Here is a 15,968-nt window from a genome sequence, read left to right on the forward strand (position 1 = left end):
CTCTCCGGGTAAGCTGAATGGCGATGGAAGCGCCTATGTAGGAGCAGGCGCTAGTAGATTCCGCCTTGTCTTTGCAAGAAATCGCTGTCGCGGGGCGTATTGGCCGCGCGGGTGGGGGCGGCGGTCGCCGCCGCGGCGGCCGGTGAAGGCCCGCGATGGATCGCGCGGCGCGGCTCGCTCTGCGGCTTGAACGCCTCCCAGATCACCGCCGCCTTGGGATCGGCGTCGGTCGGGAAGGTACCGTAGACCGGCCGCCCGCTCGCCCGGTCGATGCGCACCATGCGGATGCCGGCGGGGGCGCGGAACGGGATCTTCTCGAGTCCCTCATACGCCTTGACCGCGAACTCCTTGAAGATCGGCGCGGCGAAGGTGCCGCCCTGCGCATAGCCGCCGAGGTTGGTCGGCGTGTCGTAGCCGACGTAGAGCCCGCCGATGAATTGCGGCGTACCGCCGACGAACCAGACGTCGGTCGGGCCGGTCGTCGTGCCGGTCTTGCCGAACATCGGCCGGTCGAGATCGCGTAGCACGACCGCGGTGCCGCGCTGGATCACGCCCTCGGTGATATGGACCATCTGATAGGCGGTCATCGCATCGATCACCTGCCGCGCGCGGTCGCCGGGGCGTGGCATCGCCTTGCCGTCCCAGTCGCGCGCGTTGCAGCCGTCGCAGGCGCGCCAATTCTCGGGCAGGATGACCTTGCCGTGGCGATCCTGGACGAAGTCGATCAGCGTCGGCGCGTGCGCACGGCCGTTGTTGGCCAGCGTCGCATAAGCGTTGACCATGCGGCTGACCGTGGTGACGCCGGCGCCGAGCGCATTGGCGAGATAGGGCTGATAGTCGCCCACCCCCATCCGCTTCATCACGTCGACCACCTTCGGCATGCCGGTGGTCGCGGCGGCGCGCACGGTCATCAGGTTGCGCGACTGTTCGATGCCCCAGCGCATCGTATGCGGCCCGGCGGCGCGCATATTGCCGAAGTTGCGGAAGCATTTCTGCCCGAGCCGCGCGCCCTGGTAGACGCAGAACGGCCCGTCGATGATGATCGACGCCGGCGTCATGCCATTCTCCAGCGCGGCGGAATAGACGATCGGCTTGATCGTCGAGCCGGGCTGGCGCAGCGCCTGCGTCGCGCGGTTGAACGCCTGCAACCGGCTGTCGAAGCCGCCCTGCATCGCCAGCACGCGCCCGGTCGCCGGCTCCTCGACGACGAAGCCGCCGGAGACCTTGGGCACAGAGCGCAGGCTGTATTCGCCACCCGCCGGCGCCACCGCGATGATGTCGCCCGGCTCGATCGCGCCGAAGCTCGTACCGCCCTTGCCGCGCACCGGCATTTGGGCGTTGCCCCGCGGCAGACGACCGGTCTGGCCGTCGGAGAACCCGATCTGCCACGCGTCGCCGTCGCGCGCGATCACGATGCCGGCACGCCAGTCGCTATAGTCGAGCCCGATATTGGTGTTGAGCAACGTCTGGAGCCAGTTGTCGCCGTCGACGTCCTTGTGCGCGATCGGCCCGGCCCAGCCGCGGCCGCGATCGTAGCGCAACAGACCATCGCGCAGCGCCTCCGCCGCAAGATCCTGCAACCGCGTGTCGAGCGAGGTGCGCACCCACAGGCCACCCTGATAGACGCCATAGGGCCCGTCGCGCGCGGTCTCGCCGAACCTGCCGATCAGCTGGCGACGTACCTCCTCGACGAAATAGCCGCCGACCCGCTCGAATTTCGGCGTGCGGCGCAGGATCGTGCCGAGCGGCTCGCCCGCCGCCTGGTCGTGCTGGGCCTGGGTGATGAAGCCGTTGCGCAGCATCTCGCCGAGCACGTAATTGCGCCGCGTCATCGCGCGGTCGGCGTGGCGGACGGGATCGTAGTTCGACGGCCCCTTGGGCAGGATCGCCAGATAGGCGAGCTGCGCGAGGTCGAGCTCGTCGAGCTCCTTGTCGAAATAGGCGTGGCTCGCCGCCTCGACGCCGAAGGCGTTCCGCCCCAGCGCGATCTGGTTGAGATAGAGTTCGAGGATCTGCGGCTTGGTCAGCGTATCCTCGATCTTATAGGCGAGGATCGCCTCCTTGAGCTTGCGCGTCGGCGAATAGGCGTTGCCGATCAACAGGTTCTTGGCGACCTGCTGGGTAATGGTCGAGCCGCCCTTGGCGCGCCGGCCGGTGCCGAACTTGCGCGCATAATCGATCACCGCACCGCCGAGGCCGGGATAGTCGACGCCGTGATGCTCGAAGAAGGTCTTGTCCTCCGCGGCGAGAAAGGCGCGGACGAGCATCGGCGGATATTCGGCGAAGCTCAATTCGACGCGGCGTTCGCGGGCGTAGGACTGGATCGGCGTCCCGTCGATGCCGCGCACGTTGGTGGGCAGCGGCGGTTCGTAGGTGCGCAACTGGTCGACCGAGGGCAGGTCGCGCAGGATCGTCACCCACAGCACGCCATAGCCGATCGCCGCGAGCAGCGCGAGGATCGCCAGCCCCTTGACCCACCAGCGCCGCCAGACGCGACGCACGAGGCCGCGCAGCCCGCCTTGATCGCGGAATGCGGTGAATCGGGAGGTGCGGGGAGCTTCGGACGCCATGGTTCAGGCGCCGGCGTGTAGCAGGTTCGCGCCCGGTTGCCACCCTCACCCCACCTGTCCCGTCATTCCGGCGCACGCCGGGATGGCGGGGAGAGTCGGTCGACAATTCCTCGCCCTCCACCACTCGGCATGCGCCGAGCGGTCCCCATCCCCCTTGCAGGCAGGGCTATCGCATTTGCCTAGGTTGATGAGGTTCAATCGGTTTCATCATTGGATCCGTCACCCCGGACTTGTTCCGGGGTCCACCCAGCCGCAAGAGAATGGTGTCGACTTAAGCCTTTCTCCTCGCCGCAGAGTAGACCCCGGAACAAGTCCGGGGTGACGGGGTGGGCTTGGAGGTCGGCGGGTTTGGATCAAGGTTCATGTGCGATAGCCGTGCCATTGCGGGGAAGGAATTTACCGCCACTCATCCCCCGTTCAGCCCGAGGCGCGCACCGCTTTCGCCGTGACCTCCCCACGCCGCCCGCCTATACTCACGCCGTGATCTTCCGGACCGTCCCCAGCATGAAACGTCTCGCCTGCTTCGCTGCCGTCGCGGCGCTCGTCTCCGCTGCGCCCGTACAGGCGCAATCGATCCTGCGCGATGCCGAGACCGAGTCGATGTTCAGCGACATGGCGGTGCCGCTGGTCAAGGCCGCCGGCCTGTCGCCCCGCGACGTCAAGGTCGTGCTGATCAACGACGAATCGATCAACGCCTTCGTCGCCGGCGGGCAGACGGTCTACGTCCACTCCGGCCTGTTGCAGGCGGCGGTCAATGCCAACCAGGTGCAGGGCGTGATCGCGCACGAACTCGGCCATATCGCCGACGGTCACGTCGTCCTCGCCGACAACGGCATCAAGCCGGCGATGCACATCACCTTGCTGTCGATGGTGCTCGGCCTCGCCGCGGTGGCCGCCGGCGCGGGCGAGGCCGGCGCGGGATTGATGGCGCTCGGCCAGTCCGCCGGCATGGCGAAATATCTCTCGTTCAGCCGGACGCAGGAAAACTCCGCCGACGCCGCCGGCGCGCGCTTCCTCAACGCCGCGGGGGTCACCGGCAAGGGCATGCTGAGCTTCTTCAAGACGCTACAGCAGCAGGAATATCGCTACGGCGTCGAGAATATCGATCCGTTCATGCAGACCCACCCGCTGTCCGGCGAGCGGATCGCCAATCTCACCGCGGTGCTGCAGAATTCGCCGGCATGGAGCAAGCCGTCCGACCCCGCGCTGGAGGAGCGCTTCCGGCGCGTGAAGGCGAAATTGGAGGGCTATGTGATGACGCCCGACCGGACGCTGAAGGATTTCCCCGAGAGCGACGGCAGCATCTACGCGCATTACGCCCGTGCCTATGCCTGGCATAAGGCCGGCTATCCCGACAAGGCGGACGCCGAATCGGTCGCGCTGATTAAGGCCAAACCCGACGATCCCTATTTCCAGGAAATCCGTGGCCAGATCCTGCTCGAGGCCGGCCGCCCCGTCGACGCGATTCCGCCGCTACGCGCCGCCACCGAAGGCTCGCGCAACAATCCGTTGATCGCCACCACCTTCGGCCACGCGCTGATCGCGACCGAGAACAAGGCCAATTATCCCGAAGCGATCAAGGTGCTGCGCGTCGCGGTCGGTCGCGACGACGAGAATCCGTTCGCCTGGTATCAGCTCGGCACCGTCTATGAGTTGACCGGCGACACGCCGCGCGCCGCGCTCGCCACCGCCGAGCGTGCCAGCATGGAGGGCGACCACCGCACCGCCGCGCAGAGCGCGCGCTATGCGCTCGCCAACCTTCCCGCCAACACGTCCGATTGGATCCGCGCGCAAGACATTGCGATGGCCGCGCAGAACGACATGGACGACAATCCGAAGAAATATAAGAAACGATGAGCCGTTATACCTTGCCGCTGGTCGTGGTGCTCGGCGGCCTGATCGGCGCCGGCGCCGTGTGGAGTTCCGAGCGTTTCACCTCACCGGGGGGCGCCGATCGGGCGCGGATCGAGCGCGTCGTCCACGATTACGTTCTTTCCCATCCGGAGATCATCCCGCAGGCGATGCAGGCGTTGCAGGAGCGCCAGTCGGGCGAGACGGTCGCCGCCAATCGCGACGCGATCCTGACGCCGTTCGGCAGCGCTTGGGCCGGCAATCCCAAGGGTGACGTCACTTTGGTCGAATATTTCGATTACAATTGCGGCTATTGCCGTGCGTCGCTGCCGATGATCGCCGATCTGCTCAAGCGCGATCCGAACCTGCGCATCGTCTACCGCGACCTGCCGATCCTGTCGGAGGCGAGCCGCACCGCGGCGCGCGCCAGCCTCGCGGCGGCACAGCAGGGCAAATTCCTCGGCTTCCACGACGCGCTTTACGCGGGCGGGCCGGTGAGCGACGCCTCGATCAAGGGCGCGGCGGCGAAGGCGGGCGTGACGCTGGCGGCGCTCGACACCGGCGCGATCGATGGCGAGATCGCCAAGAACATGGCGACCGCGGCCAAGCTCGGCATGAACGGCACCCCGAGCTGGGTGGTCGGCAACCGCGTGCTGTCCGGCGCGCTGCCGGTCGAGGAACTGGAAAAGGCGATCGCCGCCGCGCGGGGGAAATAGGCCCCCGCTTCCCACACACTGTCATCCCCGCGAAGGCGGGGATCCATACGCGCAGGCCTCACGGCAAGAACCGCATCGTCAGCGTCTATGGATTCCCGCCTTCGTGGGAGTGACAATGGTCGAGGAGGGTATCGCCACCCTTCGTCATCACGTTCGCCGGGATGACGAAAATGAACAGCAACCCCAAGGATATCACCCCCTTACCAACCGACACCCCCCGCCCTATCTCCGGCCCACTCCGGGGGACCCCAATGCCAGAACCGATTCTCGCCGTCGCCGGCGTCTCCAAGACGTACAAGGGCGGTTTCACCGCGCTCCATCACGTCGATCTTACGATCAACAAGGGCGAGATCTTCGCGCTGCTCGGCCCCAATGGCGCCGGCAAGACGACGCTGATCAGCATCATCTGCGGCATCGTCACCCCCTCGACGGGCACGATCCAGGTCGCCGGTCACGACGCCATCACCGACTATAAGGCCGCCCGCCGCCGCATCGGCCTCGTGCCGCAGGAACTGTCGGTCGACATGTTCGAGACGGTGCTCGCCACCGTCACCTTCTCGCGGCGGCTGTTCGGCCGCTCGGGCCACAGCGCCTATATCGAACAGGTGCTGCGCGAACTCTCCCTGTGGGACAAGCGCGATTCCAAGATCATGGAACTCTCGGGCGGGATGAAGCGCCGCGTGCTCATCGCCAAGGCGCTGGCGCACGAGCCGGAGGTCCTGTTCCTCGACGAACCCACCGCGGGCGTCGACGTCGCGCTCCGCCGCGACATGTGGAAGCTGGTCCACGGCCTGCGCGAACGCGGCGTGACGATCATTCTCACCACCCATTATATCGAGGAGGCCGAGGAGATGGCCGACCGCGTCGGCGTGATCGACAAGGGCCGGCTGCTGCTCGTCGAGGAGAAGGCGGCGCTGATGCACAAGCTCGGCAAGCGCGAGCTCGACCTGACGCTGGTCGAGCCGCTCGCCGCCGTCCCAGCGGGCCTCGAACGCTGGCAGCTCAGCCTGCAGAGCGACGGCAAGGTGCTCCGCTACGTCTTCGACGCGACCGAGGAACATACCGGCATCCCCTCGCTGCTGCGCGAACTCGCTGAGCGGCATATCGGCTTCAAGGATCTGGAGACCTCCAAATCCAGCCTTGAGGACATTTTTGTCGATCTGGTGGGACAACGCGCATGAACCTCCACGGCGTCTGGGCGATCTATCGCTTCGAAATGGCGCGCTCGCTGCGCACCCTGTGGCAGAGCCTCGTCGGGCCGGTGCTGACCACCAGCCTGTATTTCATCGTCTTCGGCGGCGCGATCGGCAGCCGCATGCAGAGCGTCGACGGCGTCGGCTACGGCAGTTTCATCGTGCCGGGTCTCATCATGCTGTCGCTGCTGACGCAGAGCGTTGGCAATGCCTCGATCGGCATCTATTTCCCCAAATTCACCGGCACGATCTTCGAACTGCTGTCCGCGCCGGTGTCGGCGATGGAGATGGTGCTCGGCTATGTCGGTGCGGCGGCGACCAAGTCGGTGGTGCTCGGCGTCATCATCCTCGCCACATCGGCCTTCTTCGTGCCGATCCGCGTCCTCCATCCCGGCGCGATGATCGCCTTCCTGCTGCTCACCGCGATCGCCTTCAGCCTGTTCGGCTTCATCCTCGGCATCTGGGCGAAGAGCTTCGAACAGCTCAATTTCGTGCCGATGCTGCTGATCACGCCGCTGACCTTCCTCGGCGGCAGCTTCTATTCGATCGACATGCTGCCGCAGCCGTGGCGGACGGTCAGCCTGTTCAACCCGGTCGTCTATCTGGTCAGCGGCTTCCGCTGGAGCTTCTTCGGCAAGGGCGACGTCGATATCGCGGTCAGCCTCGGCGTGACGCTCGGCTTCCTCGTCGTCTGCCTCGGCATCATCGCCTGGATCTTCAAGAGCGGCTGGCGGCTGAAGAACTGAGCCGCCGCCGCACCCGCGCCGACAGCGCCGGGCGCAGCACGAGCGCGTTGAGATCGACGAGCACGTGGACGCCCATCGGCACCCAGAGCGCGCCGGTCCCCATGTAGAGCGCGGTCAGCAGCCCGCCGCCGACGAAGGTCGCCGCCATGCCGACCCGACCCTGATAGCGGTGCATCGCGGCGAAGGCGGTGGTGGCGACGATCACCCCGGCGAGCCCCGATCCGGTCGCCATCGCGACGATCAGCGGCAGCCAGAGGCGGTAGAACAATTCCTCCGCCGTCCCGGCGGCCAGCGCCAGCACCGCGGCAGGCCAGAGGTCGGCGTCGCTGGTCGGCATCACCGATCGGGCGTCGCCCGCGGTCCACGGCGCCCGCCCGCGCCGCGCCCGCCACCAGGTGAGGATCAGCCCGAGCAGGCTCCCCGCGCCGAGCCCGATCGCGACGGTCTGCGCATCGATCGTGCCGGGCGGGACGCCCGCGACGATCGCCAGAGCCTGAAATTCGTCGGGAAGCGCCCAGATGCCGGCGAGCCGCTGCACCGCCAGCAAACCGACCAGCGCGGTGACGCCATAGCCCAGCCAAAGCGTTGCCGCCCAACGCAGATGACGCGCCCCGAACGCGATACGCCGCCACGCGAACATCCGCCCCCGCCGCAACAGGAAGAGATGATAGCCGACGGTGAGGACAAGGAGGATGGCGACGAGCATATCGGCCACTCAGCGCGGATGCGGCGCGAAGTCCACTGTCGATAGTGTGCCAGAGATCATCTTCGGATCGTCATCCCGGCGAAGGCCGGGACCCATGGTTGCGGTGATTGGGTGTGGCGCGAAACCTCACCGACCCGTGTCCATGGGTCCCGGCCTTCGCCGGGATGACGATTTGGGAATGAACGGGCCCTCGGCCCCCCGGATCAATCCGTGCGGTGTTCGCCCTTCACCCAGCGCACCGTGCCGGTCGAGGCGCGCATCACGACGCTCTCGGTGGTCATCTTGCCCTTGCGGCGCTTGACCCCCTCGAGCAGCGACCCGTCCGTGACGCCGGTCGCGGCGAAGATGCAGTCGCCCTTGGCCAGCTCTTCGAGGTCGTATTGCTTGTCGAGGTCGTCGATGCCCCATTTGTGCGCCCGCGCGCGCTCGTCGTCGTTGCGGAACAGCAGCCGGCCCTTGAACTGGCCGCCGACGCAGCGCAGCGCCGCGCAGGCCAGCACGCCCTCCGGCGCGCCGCCCGAGCCCATATAGACGTCGATCGTCGTATCGGGATCGGCCGTCGCGATCACCCCCGCGACGTCGCCGTCGCCGATCAGCATCACGCCGCAACCGATGCTGCGCAGCTCGGCGATCAGCGCCTCGTGGCGCGGCCGGTCGAGCACGCAGGCGATGATCTCGTGCGGCGCGACGCCCTTGGCGGCGGCGATCGCATGGACGTTCTCGGTCGGCGTCCTGTCGAGGTCGATGACGCCGGCAGGCAGGTTCGGGCCGACCGCGATCTTGTCCATATAGACGTCGGGCGCATTGAGCAGGCCGCCCTTTTCGGCGATCGCCAGCACCGCGAGGCTGTTCGGTCCCGCCTTGGCGCAGATCGTCGTGCCCTCCAGCGGATCGAGCGCGATGTCGATCGCCGGACCGTTGCCGGTGCCGACCTTCTCGCCGATGAACAGCATCGGCGCCTCGTCGCGCTCGCCTTCGCCGATCACCACGGTGCCGTCGATGTCGAGTTCGTTGAGCGCCGCGCGCATCGCCTCGACCGCCGCGGCGTCGGCGGCCTTCTCGTCGCCGCGCCCGGTCAGCGTCGAGGCGGAGATCGCCGCCGCTTCGGTGACGCGCACCATCTCGAGGACGAGGACGCGATCGAGGACCTGGCTGGCGGCTTGCATGCTATACCTCTGTTTAACGTGTATAACAGCGGTGTACCCCGGCGAAGCGGCAACGACAAGCGCCATCGCGTCCCGCGCCGGGGCGCTTTCTGAGGCTCGCGAGGCAGCGGCGCAGTGTTCCTGCGAAAGCAGGAACCCAGGGCCAAGCAGGCCAGCGCTTGTGACTCCTAGGCTCCTGCTTTCGCAGGAGCACAGTGACGTTTGAAAGGTCCCGGATAAATTGGGGGGTGACGATGCGGGTTGGGAGGATCGTACCCCCACCCCTCACAGCGTGATCGCCGCCTTCATCCCCAATACGCCGACGTCATGCGCCTCGCGCACCCCACCGGGATGGTGGATATATTGCAGGTTGGGCCTGAGCTCGAGCCAGTCGGCGGGGTGGATACTGTAATAGACCTCCGCGGCATATTCGGCATGGCGCACCGGCGTCCCCGGTATCAGCCGGTCGGCGGTCGCGGCGCGGCCGTTGACGTTGGTCCGCGCGGCAGCGACACCGAGCACGTCGCCCGGCACCGCCGGCACCAGCCCCTTGTAGAACACCCCGAGCGACACCTGGTTGTCGGTCACCGAAGTCGCCCGGTCCGCCTGCGTGACATTGGCGAACATCGACAGGCCGGTCAGCGCCTTGCCGTCCTTCGACGTACCGGTGAGCTGCTGCTGCATCGTCCCGTAGACGCCGTAGCGACTCGTATGCTGGAGCGGCGACAGGCCGGTGACGACGCTGGGATTGCGGTTGACGTCGAGCAGCACGTCGTCGCCCCGCGCGGTGCCGAGCCATGCGCCGACCTTGTACGAACCGACCTGCCCGTCGTCACCGCCGCGCGTCCAGCCGACCTCGACCGGGATCAGCGCGCCGGTCGCACCGTGGAAGCGCCAGACGAAGAAGTCGTTGTCGAGATTGCGTGGATTGATCTCGTAGACGCCGCCCTGCACGTACAGGTCGCGCGGGAGGTCGACCCGGACCCGCGCACCCCATTGGCCGACGGGCCAATTCTGCCAATAATCGCCGACGAGATTGCCCGGCTGCGCGCCGCAGAAGCTCAAATTCATGAAATGGCACGAGAAGACCGCGAAATCCTCGCCCGGATTGGTGCGGCCGAGCTTGATCTCGACGCGCGGGCCGATCCGCTGCTCATACCATAATTGCGTCACGCGCACCGTTTGGCCGCGGCCATAGACCTCCTGCACCTGCTGCAGCGAATCGATGCCGGCATCCGCGGTCAGGTTGCGCCCGCGCCGCCACGTCACCGTCGCCTGGAACGCGCCGCCCGTCAGCCCGGCGAGCTTGTCGAGGTCGAGCAGGACGCCGGCGTCGAACTGGCCGGTCTCGCGGAACAGCTTCCGGTCGCCGCCCGAGACATTGTAGCCGCTTTCCGAGGCATAACGCGCGGTGACGCCGATCCCGCGCTGGCCGAGCCGGGTGCGGATCTCCTGCCAGTCGCCGATCAGGCCCGGCGGCGGCGCACTCTGCGTGTCACCGATCAGCGCCGAGGGCGAGGTATCGCGGGTGCGGGCGATCGCGGTGCGAGGCCGGTGCTGGGTATCGCCCTGACTGCTGTCGGGGGTCGCCTCGGCGGTGTCGGGCGGCGGCGCGGAGGCGCCGACATCGACCTGTTGGGCGTGCGCGGTGCCGGTGAGCAACATGGCAATGGAAAGGCTGGCGAATACGAAGCGTAGCGTCATCGAAGGTCCGTCGGAGCAACGCGGAGACCCGCCCCCGCAGGGTCGACAACGGACCGAAACGCCATTGGTTCGCCAGCCGAAACGATTTTGGCGACCGTGGCCGATCGGCAACGCTCGCCGCGTCGTGCCTCAGCTGCGACAGCCGATCAGGCCCGCGACCGGCACCGCGATCGCATCCTGCCCCGGCCGCTCGATCTGCATCGACCCGCTCGGCACCCGCGCCCCCGCGGTCAGCCCGTCCTGCTGGACGATCTCCATCGCCAGCCGCACGCTGAGATCGCCGCCGCGATAGTCGATCGCCTCGGCGAAACCGAGCCGCCCCGGCCCCTCGCCGCCGCCGCTTCGTGCCAGATCGATCGTCTTGCCGCCGATCGACAGGCGCAGCGTCGCCGGATCGGCGACCGCCATCGCCACCAATTGCCGGTCCGCGGGGTTCCACAGATAGGCGGCACAGCCCTTGGCCGGCAGCCGCTGCTGGCCGATCGGTCCGAGTACGGACGGCGCAGCGGGGGCAGCGGGCGCGGCGGCTTGGGCGACGACGGCGAGGAACAGCGCGATCATGGCGCGATCGTTACCATGGCCAGCCACGCCGGGTAAGCCGCCACGCCGAGCAATGCGCCGAACGGCAGCGCGGTGTCGCGTGCCATGCGCCGCCCGCTGAGATGCGCGAACACTGCGACCCCCAGCCCGACCAGGCTCGCGATCACCAGCACCGCCGGCAGCATCCGCCAGCCGAGCCACAATCCGATCGCCCCCATCAGCTTGGGATCGCCACCACCCATCCCCTCGCGGCCCCGCCACGCTTTATAGCCCAGCGCGATCCCGGCGAGCGCCGCATAGCCGGCGATGCCGCCGATCAGCCGATCCGCCAGCGCGGGCGCCAGCCCCGCCGCCCCGCTCGCCAGCCCGGCCAGCGCGAGCAATGCGGTCAGCCGGTCGGGCAGCCAGAAGGCGACGATATCGAGCGCCGCGAGTGCCAGCAGCAGCCAGCCGAACACCGCCCCCGCCACGCCGGCCCAACCGGGTGCGACCGCCCCGGCCAGCATGCCGATCGCCAGCGCCGCCAGCTCGATCCACAGATGGCCGGGATCGATCCGCGCGTCGCAGCCCCGGCACCGACCGCGCTGCGCCACGAAGCTGACGATCGGCACCAGCTCGACCGGCGCGAGCGTCCGCCCGCATGCGTCGCACGCCGACCGTCCGTCCGCGATCGATCGCCCCGCCGGCCAGCGGATCACCAGCGCCGCGATGAAGCTGCCAAAGATCGCCCCCAGCCCGCCGAGCAGCGCCGCCCAGCCGACGGCGCTCACGTCATGCCCCTTCGGTTTGCGGATCGGGATTGCGGATCAGATAGCGATAGACACCGAGCAGATCGATCAGCAGCAGCACGATGTTCTGCGATCCCAGCGCCCAGTCGCGCATCACCGCCGCACCGACCAGCCACGCGACCGCCGACAGGCAGAACAGCACCATCGCCCAGCCGGTATCGCGCCGCCCCCAGTCCAACGCCACCACGGTCGCCGCAATCATCCCGCTGATCGACGCAAACCACCGTATAGGCTCGATAAATTCTTCCATGGCGGCTGAGCGAGCGGGCGTGGAATTGTATCCCGGCGATCAATTCCTCCGCCGCCAAGGGCAGGGCTATCGCATATGGCTGCGGTGTTGAGGATCGAGCCGCTTGCCCATGGTCTTCGTCACCCCGGACTCGTTCCGGGGTCCACCGGGCCGCAAGAGAATGGTGTTGGATCATGCCTTTCTCCTCGCCGCAGAGTGGACCCCGGAACAAGTCCGGGGTGACGAGGTGGATTTGGCAGACGGCGGACCCATACCGACCTTCATATGCGATAGCCCTGCCGCCAGGGGGAGGATTGAGAACGGCCTTTCCTCCCGCGACCATTATGCCGACCGGCAGCAACGCTGGACCCGCCGTATCCCGTCATTGCCCCGCCCCCTGCCACACCCTAGATCGCCCTCAACTAGAAACACCGGAGAGCGTATGTCCACCGATCCCGTCGTCATCGTCAGTTACGCCCGCACGCCGATGGGCTCGTTCCAGGGTGCGCTCGCCGGCGCTTCGGCGACCGAGCTCGGCGCCGCCGCGGTCAAGGCCGCGGTCGACCGTGCCGGTGCCTCGGCGGAGGCGATCGAGCGTATCTACATGGGCTGCGTCCTGCCCGCCGGGCTCGGCCAGGCCCCCGCCCGGCAGGCGGCGATCGGCGCCGGGCTCGGCACGCATGTCGAGGCGACGACGGTGAACAAGATGTGCGGATCGGGCATGCAGGCGGCGATCATGGCCGCCGATGCGCTCGCCGCGGGGTCGGTCGACCTGCTGGTGGCGGGCGGCATGGAGAGCATGACCAACGCCCCCTATCTCTCGCGCAAGCATCGCGGCGGCGCGCGCATCGGCCACGACACCTTCTACGACCATATGTATCTCGACGGGCTCGAGGATGCCTATGAGCCCGGCAAGCTGATGGGCAATTTCGCCGAGGATACCGCCGCCGACTATCAGTTCACCCGCAAGGCGATGGACGATTACGCGATCGAGTCGCTGCACCGCGCGCAGCGCGCGCAGGGGTCGGGCGCGTTCGATCGCGAGATCGTGCCGGTCGAGGTGAAGGGCCGCAAGGGTTCGACCACCGTCGCGCTCGACGAACAGCCGGCCAAGGGCGACGTCGCCAAGATCCCGACGCTTAAGCCCGCTTTCTCGCGGGAGGGCACGATCACCGCCGCCAACGCCTCGTCGATCTCCGACGGTGCGGCGGCGCTGGTGATGACCCGCGCCAGCGTCGCCGAGCGGCTCGGCCTCACCCCGATCGCCCGCGTCGTCGCGCATGCCGCGCACGCGCACGATCCGGCCAAATTCACCACCGCGCCGGTGTTCGCGATGCGCAAGGCGATGGACCGCGCCGGCTGGAGCCGCGACGACATCGACCTGTTCGAGGTCAACGAGGCGTTCGCGGTGGTGTCGATGATCGCGATCCACGATCTCGGCATCGACCCCGCCCGCCTCAACGTCCACGGCGGCGCCTGCGCACTCGGCCATCCGATCGGCGCGAGCGGCGCGCGCATCCTCGCGACCCTGCTGTCGGCGCTCGAGACGAACGGCCAGCGCCGCGGCATGGCGTCGCTGTGCATCGGCGGCGGCGAGGCGACCGCGATGGCGGTCGAACTGATGAACTGACGCGCCTCCCCTCCCCTGCACGGGGAGGGCTGTCGCATATCGACGTTCATTCGAGCCCGCCGTGTCCCAGGCCTACCCCGTCACCCCGGACTTGTTCCGGGGTCCACCCTGCGGCGAGGGGAAAGGCTTGATTCGTTACCGTTCTCCTGTGGCCCCGTGGACCCCGGAACGAGTCGGGGGTGACGAATCAGATGAGGAAACCGATCGAACCTCATTACCGCAGCCATATGCGATAGCCCTGCCCTGCACGGGAGGGGAGCGCCTAGCGCATCACGGCAGCCGCTCGGTCGGCTCGACGCCCCACAGGCTTCCGACCTCGACGAAGCCCGCCTGCCCGCGCACGTCGAACCGGCACCAGCCGCCGCCGCAGGCGCTCAGCCGCCCGACGACGCCCGGTGCGGCACGCCACAGCAGCTTCGCGCCGCTCGACGCGCGTTCGTGCATCTCGACCGGCTGCGCGCCGCGGACGATCGCCGTCCGCCGTTCGCTCAGCAGCGCGGCGAGCATCCAGCCCTGCGTGCCGTCGGGATCCTCGACCTTGCGCCATTGCTTGAACGTCGCGACGACGCGCACCGGCAGATCGGCGCGCTGGTACAGCCAGCTCGCCGGATAGGTCTTGTCGGGGCCGGTGCGCATCCGCGCGCGACCGGCGTTGATCGACGCATAATAAGGCAACGTCTTCTTCGCCTCGGCGGCCAGCGCGCCGCCGTCGACCGCCAGCATCGCCAGTCCCGCGACCGCTAAAGCCCAATGGCGCATCATAACATTCCTCAATCTGGATGCCCCTCTCTAGCGCGGACGCGGGCAGGAGCAACGATCCGTTGACGCGACCCACGCGCTCCGCCAAGCCGATGCCGCGATGCCAGAGCCCCGCAAGACCCCCAGGGTGATCGTCACCCGCGAGCTCGCCGACACGGTGATGGACCGGCTCGAGGCGCTGTTCGACACGACCAACAATCGCGGCGACGCGGCGATGACGCGCGACCAGCTCGCCGCGGCGATGGCGGATTGCGACGTGCTCGTCCCCACCGTCACCGACGAGATCGACGCCGCGCTGATCGAAGGCGCGGGCGAGCGGCTGCGCCTGATCGCCAATTACGGTGCCGGCGTGAACCATATCGCGCTTAAGGCGGCGCGCGCGCGCGGCATCATCGTCACCAACACGCCGGGCGTGCTGACCGAGGATACCGCCGACATGGCGATGGCGCTGATCGTCTCGGTGCCGCGCCGGCTCGCCGAGGGCGAGAAACTGGTGCGCTCGGGCGAATGGCACGGCTGGAGCCCCGGCGGCATGCTCGGCCACCGGATCGGCGGCAAGGCGCTCGGCATCGTCGGCATGGGCCGCATCGGCCAGGCGGTGGCGCGGCGCGCGCGCGCCTTCGGCCTGTCGATCCATTACCACAACCGCCGCCGCCTGCCCGCCGTCGTCGAGGCGGAACTGGGCGCAACCTTCCATGCCGATCTCGACGACCTGCTCGGGTGCGCCGATATCGTCAGCATCCACACGCCGCTCAACGCCGACAGCCGCGACCTGATCGACCGCCGCCGCATCGGCCTGATGCGCACCCACGTCTATGTCATCAACACCTCGCGCGGCGGCATCCTCGACGAAGGCGCGCTGGTCGACGCGCTCGAAGCGGGCCGGCTCGCCGGCGCCGGCCTCGACGTGTGGGAGCATGAGCCGCGCATCGATCCGCGGCTGCTCGCGCTGCCCAATGTGGTGATGACGCCGCATATGGGTTCGGCGACGCTCGAAGGCCGGCAGGCGTCGGGCGAGCGCGTCATCCAGAACATCCGCATGTGGGCGGACGGCCATCGCCCGCCCGATCAGGTGCTCGAAGGCTGGGCCTGATCGCCCCGCCGCCCGGTGACAAAATGTTGCCGGCCGGAACATCTTGCTGCGCAGCACCATTTATGCCGCTTCAGATCAGCAAGGGAAATCAACGATGAAGATCAAGCCGCTCGCCGTCTCCGCGCTCCTGCTCGGCTCCGCGATCAGCCTGTCGGCCTGTTCGACGCTCAAGGGTGCCGGCATCGGCGCCGCGGGTGGCGCGGGCGTCGCCGCGGCGACCGGCGGCAGCGTCGAAAAGGGTGCGGCGGTCGGCGGCGCCGGCGGCGCGGTGGTCGGCACCGTCGCCGACTAAACGAGG

Annotated in this window: 15 protein-coding genes; 7 read left to right on the top strand and 8 right to left on the bottom strand. The window is 68.2% G+C overall.

The features are described from left to right. Window positions 1–50: 50 nt before the first annotated feature. On the bottom strand, window positions 51–2,570 hold the full coding sequence (locus MC45_RS06920) for a penicillin-binding protein 1A (RefSeq protein ID WP_038661170.1): 2,520 nt from the start codon (window positions 2,568–2,570) through the stop codon (window positions 51–53). Window positions 2,571–3,074: 504 nt separating this feature from the next. Here MC45_RS06920 and MC45_RS06925 point away from each other — a divergent pair. The 4 genes from MC45_RS06925 to MC45_RS06940 all read left to right on the top strand — a co-directional run bounded on the left by MC45_RS06925 (window position 3,075) and on the right by MC45_RS06940 (window position 7,076). Further along, window positions 3,075–4,427 carry a M48 family metalloprotease gene (locus MC45_RS06925; RefSeq protein ID WP_038661173.1) on the top strand — a complete coding sequence of 451 codons (1,353 nt, stop codon included), beginning with the start codon at window positions 3,075–3,077 and terminating at the stop codon, window positions 4,425–4,427. Further along, the gene (locus MC45_RS06930) at window positions 4,424–5,137 is read left to right on the top strand and encodes a DsbA family protein (protein ID WP_038661176.1); all 714 of its coding nucleotides are present in this window, start codon (window positions 4,424–4,426) and stop codon (window positions 5,135–5,137) included. Before MC45_RS06925 ends, MC45_RS06930 begins: the two co-directional genes overlap by 4 nt. 251 nt (window positions 5,138–5,388) lie before the next feature. Continuing rightward, complete coding sequence (locus tag MC45_RS06935) at window positions 5,389–6,318, top strand: ABC transporter ATP-binding protein (protein WP_038661179.1); 930 nt, start codon at window positions 5,389–5,391, stop codon at window positions 6,316–6,318. Beyond that, a complete protein-coding gene (locus tag MC45_RS06940; RefSeq protein ID WP_038661182.1) occupies window positions 6,315–7,076 on the top strand; it encodes an ABC transporter permease in 762 nt (253 codons plus the stop codon). The genes MC45_RS06935 and MC45_RS06940 overlap by 4 nt, the downstream gene beginning before the upstream one ends. Here the strand turns inward: MC45_RS06940 and MC45_RS06945 are convergent. The 6 genes from MC45_RS06945 to MC45_RS06970 form a co-directional block, all read right to left on the bottom strand. Continuing rightward, window positions 7,048–7,782: a CPBP family intramembrane glutamic endopeptidase gene (locus MC45_RS06945; protein WP_052075791.1), complete on the bottom strand. Its 735-nt coding sequence runs from the start codon at window positions 7,780–7,782 to the stop codon at window positions 7,048–7,050. The genes MC45_RS06940 and MC45_RS06945 overlap by 29 nt on opposite strands. 203 nt (window positions 7,783–7,985) lie before the next feature. Continuing rightward, the gene (glpX, locus tag MC45_RS06950) at window positions 7,986–8,948 is read right to left on the bottom strand and encodes a class II fructose-bisphosphatase (protein ID WP_038661185.1); all 963 of its coding nucleotides are present in this window, start codon (window positions 8,946–8,948) and stop codon (window positions 7,986–7,988) included. A gap of 264 nt (window positions 8,949–9,212) precedes the next feature. Next, complete coding sequence (locus MC45_RS06955; protein WP_038661188.1) at window positions 9,213–10,631, bottom strand: carbohydrate porin; 1,419 nt, start codon at window positions 10,629–10,631, stop codon at window positions 9,213–9,215. Window positions 10,632–10,760: 129 nt separating this feature from the next. Then, window positions 10,761–11,192 carry a hypothetical protein gene (locus tag MC45_RS06960; RefSeq protein ID WP_038661191.1) on the bottom strand — a complete coding sequence of 144 codons (432 nt, stop codon included), beginning with the start codon at window positions 11,190–11,192 and terminating at the stop codon, window positions 10,761–10,763. Continuing rightward, window positions 11,189–11,941 carry a prepilin peptidase gene (locus MC45_RS06965; RefSeq protein WP_038661193.1) on the bottom strand — a complete coding sequence of 251 codons (753 nt, stop codon included), beginning with the start codon at window positions 11,939–11,941 and terminating at the stop codon, window positions 11,189–11,191. Before MC45_RS06965 ends, MC45_RS06960 begins: the two co-directional genes overlap by 4 nt. A gap of 1 nt (window position 11,942) precedes the next feature. Continuing rightward, entirely contained in the window at window positions 11,943–12,161 is a 219-nt protein-coding gene (locus MC45_RS06970) for a hypothetical protein (protein WP_038661194.1), read from the bottom strand. Window positions 12,162–12,630: 469 nt separating this feature from the next. Between MC45_RS06970 and MC45_RS06975 the strand changes: the two genes are divergently transcribed. After that, on the top strand, window positions 12,631–13,818 hold the full coding sequence (locus tag MC45_RS06975) for an acetyl-CoA C-acyltransferase (protein WP_038661195.1): 1,188 nt from the start codon (window positions 12,631–12,633) through the stop codon (window positions 13,816–13,818). 270 nt (window positions 13,819–14,088) lie between these two features. Here the strand turns inward: MC45_RS06975 and MC45_RS06980 are convergent, their stop codons facing one another. Then, complete coding sequence (locus MC45_RS06980) at window positions 14,089–14,577, bottom strand: SH3 domain-containing protein (RefSeq protein ID WP_038666721.1); 489 nt, start codon at window positions 14,575–14,577, stop codon at window positions 14,089–14,091. A 100-nt stretch (window positions 14,578–14,677) separates the two neighbouring features. On the opposite strand from MC45_RS06980, the gene MC45_RS06985 reads away from it, so the two are divergent. Together MC45_RS06985 and MC45_RS06990 are read left to right on the top strand one after the other, a co-directional pair. Then, window positions 14,678–15,670, top strand: a complete 993-nt coding sequence (locus MC45_RS06985; protein ID WP_038661198.1) for a 2-hydroxyacid dehydrogenase — start codon at window positions 14,678–14,680, stop codon at window positions 15,668–15,670. Between the two features lie 94 nt (window positions 15,671–15,764). After that, a complete protein-coding gene (locus MC45_RS06990; protein ID WP_038661201.1) occupies window positions 15,765–15,962 on the top strand; it encodes a hypothetical protein in 198 nt (65 codons plus the stop codon). The last annotated feature ends 6 nt before the right edge of the window (window positions 15,963–15,968 follow it).

Origin of the sequence: Sphingomonas taxi, assembly GCF_000764535.1 — a bacterium.
Taxonomy (GTDB): Bacteria; Pseudomonadota; Alphaproteobacteria; order Sphingomonadales; family Sphingomonadaceae; genus Sphingomonas; species Sphingomonas taxi.